This is a genomic window from Paenibacillus sp. PvP094 (assembly GCF_040546835.1).
Classification (GTDB): domain Bacteria; phylum Bacillota; class Bacilli; order Paenibacillales; family Paenibacillaceae; genus Paenibacillus; species Paenibacillus illinoisensis.
Genome location: NZ_JBEPOM010000001.1, coordinates 5,199,786 through 5,214,043, shown reverse-complemented (window position 1 = coordinate 5,214,043; position 14,258 = coordinate 5,199,786). Strand labels below are relative to the sequence as shown.

Below are 14,258 nucleotides of genomic sequence, written 5' to 3'. Positions count from 1 at the left end.
GGTAATTGGACTATGTTCTTGTCCTTGGCTCGAGACAAGAACTTGTACCGATAAAATAAAAAAGCCGCTAAAATAGCGACTTCAATGGGACCATGTTCTTGTCCCTCGACAGTTTTAGACGATTCAAACTAGCCCAAAACCAAACCCGTTAATGACCATTGCCGATTCTTGATCAGCTGATTTCTTTTTTATTGTATGGATGTCCTGCCTCAAGCATTATTTTGCTTAAATGACATATCCCCTATATCCGATAAACGATTTGACGAAGCCACTGCCAAGCTGATGATCAAATCTATCGAAACGGATGGTCATTGCACTACACCTTTCGATGAAGTATTTCCGACAGAACTAATGGTTTGGCGAACCATCTAATTTCGGAATGCCCTCCGAGAGTTTACTTCAAAAAGTCGAGCAAAGAACTCTTATGGGGTCCCATGCTCGACTTTTTCCATATTATTCTCTGATTGCGATTTTCACATTGCTGAGTTGAGCACTGCCTTGACTGACGAACAAGCCCAGCTTCCCTTGAAGAATATCATACATTCTGGCACTCATCGCAATTTCATCGTCTAAGTAAATTTCGCATATCGAATGGTCAATATAAACTTTGATTTCATAAGGACGATTGGGAACAAGCTGAACGGGGCGTTCCAGCTCAACCTCATAAGGGAACGTCTTCCCCCCTTCTTCCGACTGCATAATCGCCCCCCGAAAGGTAATGCGGTTCCGCTGTGGTTCCAGCGTGACATAATAGGCCTCATCCAGAGTGTCTTTTGTCCGGAGCATGAACCCAACACCTTGAGTTTGTTCAGTGAATGAGACTATAGCCGATATTTTACATTGATCGGGTAAATCTTCCGGAGTTGTACAACCGGCAAACCTATACGGTGACTCGCAAGAGATCGATCCGTCTGCGAACTCCCACTCTCCAATAATACCATTGAATTGAACAGGCAGCGTTTTCGCAAAAGCGGCATCAACCGTTTCCGGTACTTTTACGCCAAGGGTGCCATCCGCCCGTTGAACGATTTCATGCACAATCAGATTCCCGCCCCAGTCCCAAGTGTCGTAATCCTTGCCAAGGGACTTCGGCGGATTCCAGCCGAATAAATCGTCATTCTTCGTCGGATTCCATCCAAACAGATAGCGCTTCTCACCGTCTGAAACGGATTTGGCAGCATAGTAGGCACGACCGTCGAAGGTATCTTCCTTTGGAGTAATCCAAGGGCCTTCCAGGGAACGGCTCATCCGGTAAAAGGTCGCAAATCGTCCGGTATAAGAAGAGTAGATCAAATACCACCAATCCCCGATCCGAAACAAATCGGGACATTCGTGAGCCCCCACGTGCAGATTTGGCGAGTACAGGGGCTCGCGGTACTCCCAAGCTTTAAGATCCTTGGATGACAGCAGCGCGGTGCATCCTTTTCGATTAGTTGGCCCTTTTGCCATCGCTGCAAGCAACATCCAGTACTGGCCTTCCTCTTCATTCCAGAATACGAAGGGGTCACGCCAATCGGATAGCTCATATATGTGGTCGTCAGCGGTAAAGGTATCCTCAGGGATTGCCTCCCAGGTCTTGAAGTCTCTACTTATCGCATGACATACCAACTGCTTGCCTTCAGGGAATATGCAATAGAACATATGGTAGATGCCGTCCACTTTCAAAATGTGACCGGTCCCGCCTTCGATCTTGCAAGCTCCTTCTTCCCGATAATTCACAAAATCCTTCGTTCCGACAAGATACCAGCCGTGGTCGAGGCCCTCCCGGTAGTTATCTCTCCATCCGTGCAGATAGAACAGCTTAAACTCCCCGTCTTCATAATATGGAATAACGTCTCCTACCCATGCGTTATCCGGCCGATAGAAAAATTCCTTCATTTTTCATCCCTCCTGGTGTTTAAAGTAACTAAGCGGTCATTGAGCGAAACGGGCCTATACTCATCGCTTGTGCCCCGCTCCTGATACCAATAAACCGTGGAGGCATACAAACATTGGTTATTTAGGCCCCATTGATTCTCTTTATATTTCTCAATAAATCCCTCGAAGGAGTTCATGAAGGGAATGTTATCACAAATATGAAATCGGCTAACCGAGGTATGTCCGTTCGCATCCAATTCGATAAACGGCTGACTGGCGAAAGCACTGTCAAACATCGGGAAGGGAGGCTCAGCCGCCCAGGCATAGCCAATATAGTCCTCGCTGCCCGTTCCGAAAGTGGACGGGAAGGATTCGCCATCCACGAAAAATTTCTCGTCCCCTTCTTCCCCACCACCAATCAATCGTTTTTCGATCCCAACGCCCATACCACCAGGTTTCGGCTTCCTTATTGGGTTTCTCCCAGGTATTGTACACGTGAAGATGAACGCCGCAGAACCTTCCCCGCCCTTTCGTCAGCAGCAGAGGCCAATCCGGCCAGCGATCCCCGCCTTCCTTGAAGCGCCCCACGTCCAGATCCAGATAATCGTCCCGGTGCCATTTCGCATGAAAACGCAGGAGATCGCAAGTATGAGATGCTGTCAAGGGAAAATAACGGATATCAGCTGAGATCTCACACGGCTGCGTTCCATCATTTTCAATTTCGATCCTGGCACCTTCCGAGAACGGCATGTACCAATAACTGTACATTTCATGTTCATTCATACCCAGAGGCAGAGAGCGGTAAGGCTTGATGCCGGGAGCGCTTCCAAAAAAATCACCCAGTGGAGCCCATACGGAGGGATCAACTTCATTGTCCCATTTCATTGAGATGGCCAATTGCCTAGCCAAGATCCGCTGCTGTTCCTCGCTCTTTCGTCCAAGGTCAGTCCTGATCCGGATCATGGAGATAGCGCCGGCCCCCTGTTTATCAAAAAGCACAGCCTTGCCCCCTGGTGGTACGGATACCGTAACGTTCTCGAGGAAAGACCCTTCCGTATTCAAGGAAGAATCGATTCCTCTTTGCTGTAATACCCGATCCGCTTCGGCCAGTGCAATAGCTGACTCCTTGTCGATGTTACCATCAAAAGACGGCAGTTTGACTTCGGAAGGGAATGAAGTATAAGTGATGTGGTAATAAGCGCCCCAACCTTTATCCAACAGCACCTTGCAATGTTTTTGAAAGGAGATCGGAATGAAGTTGTTTCTTCCGCGGGATAATGTAGGCGACAGATTCGGAAAATTGGCCGGGGGCCCTTCCTGGTTGAATTCTTCAAAATAATCCCGGAAGGGCTGATTGATTACAGGGGTATCGGCATGATCAATGTAAATCCGGATATGTCCATCCTCCGGAAGCGCAGACCAGAATCTCCAGATCACGCCAGGACCGCCGAGTTCCATAGCGACGATGCTGTCCCCTTCCTTACGAATGAAGCCCCCTCCGTCATCATTGGCTCCCCAATTCTCGTATAAGCCGGTCTGGGCATTATAAACAGAACTTCGGTCAAAGCTTGAGAAGCACCCCGATTTCTCACCCGCCTGCGATTCAAAGTCATACAGTCTTCTCACAAGGTCCTTATATAAATAAGATTGCTGCTCTTGATTGGCTTGAGTCATACTGTATACTCCCCTCTTTCTTACCTGTTGATCTTCTCCATACTGCCTCCATTATAGATAATCTGAAGTCATAGACCTCTCCTAAAGCGGATAAATCCGCTTTATTCTTGCTTCCGGCACGCTTATCCATTCCCTGCAAATCCTTCAATATCTCTGTGGGAACTTCGATCTCTGCATCACTCTCTGATCTTCAGAGCGTTCTTTTCATCGTTGGCCGCTGTTCTGACCGGGAACCGCACCTGCATTTATTCCTTCTCCATTTCGAATGACAAGTTGCTCTGACTTGCTCGGTTTGTATGCGGTGACCGCAGAGTTATTCGGAGGGCTGCTAGGACCGGCTGGATCAATTGAAATGGTGGGATTATTTAGATTAGTAGGGTTATTCACCTTAACAGGTACATTGAAGTCATCGATGTTAATATGTCCAAAACCGCCTGAGGATTGGTCAACCACCTTGATGTATAGCTCCTCGCCGATATACGCCGACGCATCCCAAATCTTCCGTTGATACTCTTCATAATTGGTGGCGGTTTCTTTGAATAACTCTTTGCCGTCCGATACCCGGACCAGCGCAACATAAAGTTTATCGATATCGCGCCCTCCGCTGACCAGAAAATTGAGTTTACCGTTCCCGCCAAGGATGAAGTTCTGTGATTTAAGCGCTCCCGTTAAACTGTCGCCGCCGGCTTCCTCATTGAAGCCCCACAAATGATAGCCTCCTGGAATTTTATGCGACGGATTGAAATAAATCGTGTCCCAGAAAAACTGGGTATCGGTCACATGGACATTCTGGAAGGCGTCTCCTTCCGTTATCCAGCCTGTTAAGTCGCCTGTAGCAAAATCATGGTTAGGCAGGTCCGTAATATCGGTGTATACGGAGTTCTCCCAGTTGTCAGGCACATCGACCGGAGCAGCCGGTTCGCCCGTCAAAGCATTCATATTCCATACTTCCATCGACTTGACCGTTATATTGTTGTCGCCCCAGACCTGCAAGCCTAAGGAGTCGTATCTGCCTACATAGACGCGGGTTGTCAGCTTTTTCTTGTAATTGGCAAAGGCTTCAACAACCGAGCGATCGAGGAAGATATGCAGCTTCAGGTTCTCTCCGTCAAGATCTACGTACCCTCCTTGAATACCGTCCACGCGCACATCCGGATCAATGCTGCTCTTGGTCCGATCCACATTAAAGGTCCCGTTCGTCTTGTCATAGTAAATCAGCGTTTCCTCTTGGCCGATATCGGAGCGCCGCACTTTGAGACCGAATTTCTGGGCTTCGCCTGGATCAATTTCCATCACAATCTCCAGCATGTCGCCTTTGACATTTTGAATCAATTGATTGGCGGCAGCCAAATTTTTGTCCGAGAAATCAACCACCTTATCTCCCCGGAGACTCTGCAATTCTTGAATGGGCTCTATGCGCAATTGATCCTGGTCGTCCAGGCTTAGGGAAACGGGCAGTGCCAGGTTATGAGCCCATCCGGCTTGATATTCAGCCTGCGGTGTTCTTACGTTTTGCACCATGGAGTAAACGACCGTTCTTCCGTCAGGTGTGACCATACCGCTCTCTGCGGTTAAATAACCATCACCCACATCCATTTTGGAGGGTGCTTCTTGATCAGGTATAAATTTGAAGTGTTCCCGGTCCCAGGTGCCTACCCAGTAAAAGACCTCAACATCTCTTTGCACATCGTTCGCCGGAGGCACTTGCTCCGGTTTTTCATGGGGATTAATCATAAAAATATACTTTTGCTTGCCCGTACTGTCTTTGCCTAACGGCAATAATACGGGCAGTTCCCATACTGTACCCAACTCTGGATACTGGCTTCTGTCACTAACGTATAAAGGCCCCTTATACTCCCAATTGTACATGTAATCAGACACATACACCAAAGCTGTGCCGCTGCTAAAGTCCTCAAGGCCGGACGTCACTAACTGGTACCACTTATCTACCTCTTCGTCGTACCATACAAATGGGTCCCGAAACTCGTTATGGATGCCATTCCCGTTCTGCTCTGTTACCGGTTCAGGATATTTCACCCATTGCTCTAAATTGGGGTCGGACAAATCCGCCGGAGTCGCCAGTCCTGTTCTTTGGTTGGGGGACAGGGAGTCATTGCCGGCGGTATAAAAGAGAACGGGATTTCCGTCTCGATCATACGCTGCACTGCCTGACCATGCGCCGTCCGGATCAAGGGTGCCCGCTTCGGGGGCAAGAGCAGGCCTCACATTTTCCCAGTGAACCATATCGTCACTAACCCAATGTCCCCAGTGGATTTGATGCCAAAATGGACCCTGGGGGTTATGCTGATAAAATAAATGGTATTTGCCGTTATAATAAATCGGTGCATGCGCTTCATTCATCCAGTTTTGCGGAGGCATCGCATGGTACTGCGGACGGTGCTGATCACCGTCGAATACACTAGGGTCTTCATCAATATCGCCATTTGGAATTTCCGGAACCTCTCCGCCATGAAGTGACTTCACCTTGTCATATTCAGCTAGCAGCTCCTGAGCGGTAAGGGCTTTGTTCTGCAGCTTCACTTCATCGATGAGTCCGCTGAACATATTGTAGGAGAACAAGCCTGCCAACTCTACCGGTTTATTGTTTTTACCGATAATCAGGCTTGCCGCAGATGGTGTGATCGGAACGTTGACTGGTGTTGCCTGGGAAGCCACTTCCTCGCCGTTTAGATATAACTTAATCATTCCTTCTTCCTTGTCGAAGGTAGCGGCCACATAATTCCACTTGTATTTTTCGAGCGGATGATCCTTCACCCATACTTGAATCCACTGGCCGCCGATCCCGACCTGCATCGACCATGTGCCGTGCCGGTACATGCCAAGCGCGAAGCCTTCCGCTTTATCCTGATCGGACTGATTTACAATCGCAGAGAGCTTGTTCCCGTCTCCCCATTCGTAGGTGCGTGGGGCGACCCAAGCTTCAAGCGTGAACGCATCGCTTACAGGAATGGTATCCTTTGTATTCACCTCAATATCATTCGAATATCCATCGAACAACAAGGCGCCGCCTTTTACTCCGCGCGGAGTCCATCTCGGCTCCTTCGAGGCCATGTATCTGGCGTTGTTAAATACATAGTTCACATTGTGCTCCAGATTGCTTACTTCCTCAAGCGCCTTCTTTCCTGCGCCTTCATCAAGACTCATATAAAAAATGGTCCCGAAACCATGAGCTTGAAAAGCGTCAACCGCAATACTTGCTTGGTTGGATTGATCGACAACCTTGACATAGAGCTTCTTATTATAGTGTTCCTGTATTTCCCAGGTAATTTTCTCGTTCGCACTGACATCCCCGATCTTTTCAAGCAATGCATTCGTACCCGCATCATAAAGTGCGACGAAGGCGTCCTCCGGATTTTCGATATTCAAAACAGTAAAGGTAATGCTTCCGGTTCCCTGAAGGGTGAAAGTATTGGAGGTAATGGAGCCTTGTCCTTCCGCAGAGGATTTGGCGAAGAAGTTTCCTTCTTTACCGGCTTGAGCTTCTTGGGTCACTTGAAAGGCATTTCCCTCAGCTGTCCACCCATCCAAATTCCCGGTTTCAAAACTGCGGTTTGTGAGTTCGATCGGGATGATGTTTTCTGCCATGACTCCTTCTTCCGGCACGAGTTCATTGTAGGTGTGGAAGGCGTCTGCAAATACCACTCCCCAGTCCGTGGTTGCATTATCGACGATCTCCACATACAGCTTCTTCCCGATATACTTGGAGAGATCGGCTTTATATTGCTCCATATTGGCGAGTCTCAGGCCCTGTGCCGGATACGGGAAGCCGGACTCGTTAAATTCGGTGTTGCCGTACCTGGCAATCAGTTGACCTGTGTCCGCATTGATGACGTTCACATACACTTGATCCGTATGCTTGCCTCCGCCCAGTCTGAAGGTAATCCAGCCTGTTCCGCCCAGCTCGAAGGTGCTGGAACGAAGCTTACCTGTCGCAGTCTCGTTATACTTCAATCCGTTTAAATGATATGTGCCTTCCTGGTTATACGGGATTTGTTCAACCCAATAGGTGGTTTCGTCCGACACGCTGTTCGGACCAAACGCTTCTCCTTCTACAACCCTCCAGCCTGTTAAGTTCCCGGTTTCAAAGCTGGGATTTTCGATTTGATAGCGTTTGAAATCCGGCTTGATATCCGTGGCTATAATTCCTTCAGCCGGCTCGGATTCATGATACATGAAGAATGCGTCTGCAAATACCACTCCCCAGTCCGTGGTTGCATTATCGACGATCTCCACGTACAGCTTCTTGCCCAAATATTCGGAAATATCTGCCTTATATTGCTCCATATTGGCAAGCCGCAAGCCCTGATCGGGATTCGGGAAGCCAACGTCAGCGAAGGCGCTATTGCCATACCGAGCGATAACCTGCCCCGTCTGGGCTTCCACGATATTTACATATGCTTTGTTTGGATTTTTGGCACCGCCAAGCTTGAAACTGATCCAGCCGCTGCCGCCCAGCTCGAATGTGCTGGAACGAAGCACACCGGTCGCAGCCTCGTCATGCTTCCAGCCGTTTAGATGATAAGTACCTTCCTGATGGTACGGGATTTGTTCCGCCCACCAGGTTGTTTCATTCGATACGCTGTCCTGACCAAACGCTTGACCTCTGACAACCGTCCAGCCTGACATATCCCCAGTTTCGAAGCTTGGATTTTGGATTTGATAGACTGTATCCGTAACGGACAGCCCCTCGTCAGCCTTGGGAATATGATGGACCTCATCCGTAACCGACAATCCCATGTTCACCTGTGGACTGAGTGTTTCCTCAACATTAACCTTGGATTCGGCTGCGGCCGAGATTCCGGGAGCTATAAGCTGAAGAACCATCACCCCTATAACCATTCTGGAGATCTATCCTTTGTTTCTTTTGGCTTCTCTCATCAACGAGCCTCCTTCGTCATTTCTTATTCATGCAAACATTCATACGCAATTTTGAAATGGCTCTCCGTATACAAGGATGCATAGTCATGAAGTAAGAGAGGCGTTAATGAAGCGTTTCCATCCCCATGGGTGGTAAGTGGCCTAAATGTTAGTTACATTACCCATACGGTAAGTAAGGTGCGCCTAGGCGGTCACGTTACCATATGGATCGCATATCCCATATTTCCATGGACTTAACCAGCGGTTCCCCATCGCCCCAGATCTCAAGTCCTAGAGCATCCTTACGGCTTGGATATACACGGGTCGTCAAGCTTTTCAATCCGTTGGCATACGCTTCAACCATGGATCGGTCCAAATAGATGTGAAGTTTCAGATTCTCACCCAGCAGCTCCAGTTGACCTCCCTGAACCCCGTTACACCTTTCTCCCGGATGCAGCGTTGTTTTCCTCCGATCAACTAGGAGCTTAGCTTCATTTAAATCATAATATAGCAGCGTTTCTTCTTCTCCATCCGGCGTACACCGGACTTTGATTCCGAGTTGGCTGGCACTGCCCGGCTCCAGTTCCACTTGAATCTCAAGCATGTCGCCTTGAACATCCTGAAGCAGTTCATTAGCCTCAGCCAATGATTTGTCCCGGAGCGCTAGCCGTTTGGCACCACGCAAGGATTGAAGCTCTTGAATCGGCTCGATTCCCAGCCGTCCGTCATCCCGCAAATACACGCTGAGAGGCAAGCCACCGTTATGAGCCCAGCCCGATTGATATTCAAGCTCAGACGTCCGGTCGCCTTGGGCTATTGTAAATATGATCATTCTGCCGGTCTTCGGATCCACCATGCCGCTCGGGCCGGTAAAATGGAAATCACCGACATCAATCAGTTCCGGCTCCTCTTGATCTGGAATAAACGAAAGGTTTTGTTTATCGAGCTGCCCAATCCAGTAGAATACCTCGACATCCGCTCCTTGTCCCACAGGGCTGACCAGTAAAAGATGCTTGTTCACTCCCTGTTTATCGCTGCCAAGTGGAAGAAGCACGGGCAGCTCCCAGATCGGTCCAAGATAAGGGAACTTCTGAATCTCCGCTTTAAATAATGGCCCTTTGTACATCCAATTCAGCATATCCTGCGACGAAAATGCCAGCGCTGCTCCACCTTCGCCTTCGATCCCGGACCCGACCAAGGCAAGCCAACCGTCATCATCCTTCCACACGAATGGATCCCGGAAATCTCCGAATAAGCCCATGCCCTTCTTCTGTACAATCAACGGCTCCGGATGTTTGACCCATTGAACCAGATCCGGATCTCCATCCCTGGAATAGGTGCTTCGGGCAAGCGCCACGCTCTGATTCGGCGAAGCACTGTCATTGCCCGCCGTAAAGAACAAGACAGGCAGGCCTTCTGCGTCATATGTCGCGCTACCAGACCAAATCCCGTCCGGTGCGAGTTGATCTTTTTCGGGTGCTAGGGCCACGGGAAGATCCCGCCAATGTACCAGGTCCTTGCTTACCCAATGTCCCCAGTGGATCTGATGAAAGAACGGTCCGAGCGGGTTGTGCTGATAAAATAAATGATATTGTCCGTCAAAATAGATCGGCGCGTGGGGTTCATTCATCCAATGGGCCGGCGGGCTAACATGATATTGTGGTCTGTGCCGATCCTGCAGCAGAGGCGTCCGATCCAGCTTGATCTCATCATACGTTAATTGTGGATGGCTTCCTCCATGGGCGGTGTCCAGCACATGCCGATAGGAAGCGGCCACCTCGTCCGCGCTCAGAGGCCGATTATAAATCTTGAGATCATCGATGATACCGCTAAACATGTGCAGGCTGAATACTCCCGCCAGCAGGCTGCAGTGATTGTTTTTGCCGATGAGCAGATCCTCGTCCACAGCCTCGGCCAAGCGGGAACCACGAGGCAAGACGGCCGAAGCGATTTCATTGCCATTCAAATACAGCTTCATTTCCCCTTGGTCCCCATCGAACACGGCACTCACATAAGACCACACATTCTTAGGCAGTTCATGGCCGTCCGACGACCAAACTTCCTTCCAGCTCCCCCCTTCCAGACCGACTTGGAAGGACCAGGTACCGTGACGAAACATGCCCAGCAGATAACCCTGCTTGCGATCCATGTTGTAGCGATTCACAATGGCGGACAACTTGCCCCCATCTCCCCATTCATAGGAGCGTGGCGCTACCCATACTCCGATACTTAACGCTGACCGATATTCCGGCTCGCGCTTCGAATCTCCCTCTTTTTTGAATGAATGAGCAATGCTAGTCGAGTAACCGTCAAACAGGAGGCCGCTTCCCAAAACTCCCTGTCTCCACTGCGGATCGCACGGTTCGGTAAACTCCGCTTGATTAAATACGTATTGAATATCATTCCGATCTTGAGAGACGCTCTCCATCGTGCTGGTCCCGGTTCCTTCATCGAAGGCCCAAGACATAATCAAACCCTGATTGTCGGGTATTTGGTTCACGATTCATCCCTCCTCGATGTGTTTCCTGTGTTGTTATTTGAAATATGAATGGACTGAAGTGCATGGACATACAGCGAATTCAGTACAAACTGCCCTGATTCCGTACTTATTGAAATATGATCCACCGGGGCATCCGGAAAAATTTGATCCGTCAGCACAACCAGGCCTTCATTCGCATACACTTCAACCGAATTGCGATCTAGCCAGATATGTAGCTTAATTTTCCCGTTTTCCGGAAACAGCCTAACTCCATGCTGACATGCAAACGAAGGATGGAAGTCCGTTATGCCCGATTTGGATCGGTCGATGAAAAGCCATTGGCGCCCAGGATCATATCCTATGATGGTCTCACTCTGCTCGGACGATTGCATTTTGATAAGAACCTCGCCCGCAGATCTAATATCGATATCCGCTTCGATCTCCAGTAGATCATCCTTTGTCTTTAGCCTAAATGGGACATCCGGAGTAACCGTGGTATCAGACCAGCTTATCGATTCTTTTCGAAGCTGCTCTATTTCCTGGACAGGCATTTGGGTTAATACGATACCCTCATCCCGATTGGTTAAGGACAAGGAACGAGGCAGCGTCATGGCGCCTCTCCAGTCTCCCGTAGGCGTCTCGTTGGCATATTTCCAGTTACTCATCCAGCCAATGATCACGCGACGGCCGTCTAGTTCATGCATATCCGACCAGGTGACCCCTGCATAGTTGTCCCGACCATAATCCAGCCACATGATATGATCCGCAGGATTGTCGTTGATGAAGGTATTTCCGTCAAACTCTCCGATAAAATATTGCGTGCGTGATCCTTCCGGACAGGAAGGGTTATCCCCAATGCTAATGACAAGTACCCATTTGGAACGCCCACTGTTATCGATTGACAATTCAAAGAGATCCGGGCATTCCCAAACGCCATCATGCGAGCCTTCCTCTTGACCGAACTCCCCTGTTAGTGACCATTCACGCAAGTTTTTCGATCCATAAAACCGAACATGATCTCCCGCGACAATCGTCATGACCCACTGCTCACTTTGCGAATGCCAGAACACCTTCGGATCCCGGAAGTCTGCCAGAGCAGGTTCGGCAAGCACCGGATTCCCCTTATATTTGTGCCAGGTCCTTCCATTATCACTGCTGTAAGCCAAGCTTTGCCGCTGGCGCGGCTGTTCGGTCTCTGGACATGTATCCGCATGGGTAAAGATCGCAACCAATCCATGAGCACCTTCGAAAAATCCACTACTGTTGTTAAAGTCAACCACACAGCATCCGGAAAAAATAGCTCCATGTTCGTCCGGGAAAAGAGCAACAGGTTCATGCTGCCAATGAATCAGATCTCGACTTACGGCATGGCCCCAGTGCATTGGCCCCCATGTATTGCTATAGGGATGATGTTGATAAAACAGATGATATTCTCCCTCGTAATAGACTAATCCGTTCGGATCGTTCATCCAATGAGATGGAGGCGAAAAATGAAATCCCGGTCTAGATCCATTATTCACATGCTGTTTATTTAACTGCATTATCTTATTAATTTCATCTGTCGTCGGCACAGACTGAAGAGCCCCTTTCCGTATTGTTATTAACGTACCGCCAGCATTGGTAAATTCAGCAACTTATAAGTCTATCAATACTCCCTCGTCAGCTATTACATTAAGCACAGATTCTCCCCACCCAACGCTTGATTATTTATTTGTTTAAATTTGCGTTATAACGATCCAGCCCATTTTGATAGATCTCCATCAATTCGTTCAATCCCATCTTCTCCAGGTTCTTCAAATAGCTGTCCCACTGTTCATTCACGCCGCCATCAACAATGAATTTTCCTCGTTGGGTATTTACATATTTAATCAATTCGGGCTCAATTCTATTGATTTTGTCCAGTTCCTCCGGCTCAAAGAAGATACTCGGATAGTTTTCCTCTTCCATATAGGGATCGTAATATTTCTCCAAATCTTCAACTCGCTGTTGGGCTCTAGGCTCCAAATCAACTACTTTCCCCAAGTCTTCGATGGTAATGACGCCAGGGCCGCCCGCTCCTGGAGCCACTTTTTGACGGAATTCGCCTGCGGATGTTCCTTCCGGAAGCGGCAGGTTTACCAACTTTCCATTCTCGTCCTTCTTAAATACGATATCCAGCGGACCCCAGTGGATTTGAGCAGCCATGTACGGTTCATACTGCTGATCGATCCAACGCATTGTGATTTCCGGATTCTGGTTCTCTTTTGTAATCACGAAAGCGCCGCGCCCTGGACCGCCACCATTGCCGCGACCGATCAATTGATCCCCGTCCGGTCCTTTGAGCGGAGACAGTAAAGCATAATCTTCGCTTCGCTCCGTTCCGACCACCTCGTCGACTTCCCACCAGATATAGGAGCCGAGCGTTTCGACTGTTGTCTTCCCTTTGGCCAGGTACTGAGCGGCGTCCTGGGTGAACGATTCAGGGTCAATCAGGCCCTGCTTATACCATTTTTCATGAAAATAGTTCAATGCTTCCTTATATTCAGGTTGCGTAGCGGTAAAGATCACTTTTCCGTCGCGCACGACCCGATGTTCCATATTATCCGGAAGTCCGAAAGCTCCGAATATGCCAGCAATATCCATACACCACTGCATGTGCATAAAGCTTAACGGAATTTCATCGGCTTTGCCGTTACCATTTGGATCCTGTGTCTTAAAGGCAACTAATGCTTCCGTGTATTCATCCAATGTTTGCGGCATTTTCAGGCCCAGTTTGTCGAGCCATTTTTTATTAATGACGTGAAAGAAAGGGTTTGATCCAAGGTTGTTCTCTTCCCACGAAGGCAGCCCGTAAATATGCCCGTCCGGTGCTGTGATCGAGGATTTGATGTCAGGTCTGCGTTCTAAAAGCGCTTTCAGATTAGGCGCATATTGATCGATTAAATCCTCCAGCGGAAGGATCGTTCCGTCTGTGCCGTAATTAACCAGCTCGTAATCCGAGAATCCGGCTCCATAAAAAGCGTCAGGTAAATCTCCGCTGGCCAGCAGCAAATTTTTCTTCTCGGTAAAGTCGGTATCCGGAATGTTCTCCCACTCGATCTGAACGTTGGTTTGCTCTTCCAGCTTCTTGAAAATTTCCATTTGCGAGTACTCCGGTGCCAAAGCAGCTTTCGGGGATACCATCCTTAACGTTACCGGTTCATCCACAATCGGCAGCCCCGTTTTGTTGAAACTAGCAGCCTGATTGGAATTTTCCGACTGATTCTTGGAGCCTCCACCGCCTCCTGAACATCCACTCAGTGCAAACGCTCCGGCCAGCATAAGAATTCCCGCTCTTTTGAATACAGATTTCATCGTACATAACCTCCCTTTAGATCATTGCACAAGCTAG

General features: G+C 48.9%; 7 protein-coding genes. All 7 read right to left on the bottom strand.

The genetic code is table 11. The annotated features are described in order from the left end of the window. Nucleotides 1-453: 453 nt before the first annotated feature. Complete coding sequence (locus ABIC22_RS23740) at nt 454-1,878, bottom strand: GH32 C-terminal domain-containing protein (protein WP_354484280.1); 1,425 nt, start codon at nt 1,876-1,878, stop codon at nt 454-456. After that, complete coding sequence (locus tag ABIC22_RS23735) at nt 1,875-2,240, bottom strand: DUF2961 domain-containing protein (RefSeq protein WP_354484278.1); 366 nt, start codon at nt 2,238-2,240, stop codon at nt 1,875-1,877. Before ABIC22_RS23735 ends, ABIC22_RS23740 begins: the two co-directional genes overlap by 4 nt. Continuing rightward, nucleotides 2,167-3,531, bottom strand: a complete 1,365-nt coding sequence (locus tag ABIC22_RS23730) for a DUF2961 domain-containing protein (protein WP_354484276.1) — start codon at nt 3,529-3,531, stop codon at nt 2,167-2,169. Before ABIC22_RS23730 ends, ABIC22_RS23735 begins: the two co-directional genes overlap by 74 nt. A gap of 204 nt (nt 3,532-3,735) precedes the next feature. After that, complete coding sequence (locus tag ABIC22_RS23725) at nt 3,736-8,391, bottom strand: GH32 C-terminal domain-containing protein (protein WP_354484274.1); 4,656 nt, start codon at nt 8,389-8,391, stop codon at nt 3,736-3,738. Nucleotides 8,392-8,626: 235 nt separating this feature from the next. Next, on the bottom strand, nt 8,627-10,876 hold the full coding sequence (locus ABIC22_RS23720; RefSeq protein WP_483312603.1) for a GH32 C-terminal domain-containing protein: 2,250 nt from the start codon (nt 10,874-10,876) through the stop codon (nt 8,627-8,629). A 29-nt stretch (nt 10,877-10,905) separates the two neighbouring features. Further along, a complete protein-coding gene (locus ABIC22_RS23715; RefSeq protein ID WP_430196494.1) occupies nt 10,906-12,429 on the bottom strand; it encodes a glycoside hydrolase family 32 protein in 1,524 nt (507 codons plus the stop codon). A 166-nt stretch (nt 12,430-12,595) separates the two neighbouring features. Then, nucleotides 12,596-14,221 (bottom strand): ABC transporter substrate-binding protein, encoded by a 1,626-nt coding sequence (locus ABIC22_RS23710; RefSeq protein WP_354484269.1) that lies wholly within the window; start codon nt 14,219-14,221, stop codon nt 12,596-12,598. Nucleotides 14,222-14,258: the final 37 nt, after the last annotated feature.

Bases quoted from the DNA above. Each gene is read 5' to 3' on its own strand.
- ABIC22_RS23730 (WP_354484276.1), bottom strand. From the start codon at position 3,531: ATGACTCAAGCCAATCAAGAGCAGCAATCTTATTTATATAAGGACCTT.
- ABIC22_RS23740 (WP_354484280.1), bottom strand. From the start codon at position 1,878: ATGAAGGAATTTTTCTATCGGCCGGATAACGCATGGGTAGGAGACGTT.
- ABIC22_RS23715 (WP_430196494.1), bottom strand. From the start codon at position 12,429: ATGCAGTTAAATAAACAGCATGTGAATAATGGATCTAGACCGGGATTT.
- ABIC22_RS23725 (WP_354484274.1), bottom strand. From the start codon at position 8,391: ATGGTTATAGGGGTGATGGTTCTTCAGCTTATAGCTCCCGGAATCTCG.
- ABIC22_RS23710 (WP_354484269.1), bottom strand. From the start codon at position 14,221: ATGAAATCTGTATTCAAAAGAGCGGGAATTCTTATGCTGGCCGGAGCG.
- ABIC22_RS23720 (WP_483312603.1), bottom strand. From the start codon at position 10,876: ATGTCTTGGGCCTTCGATGAAGGAACCGGGACCAGCACGATGGAGAGC.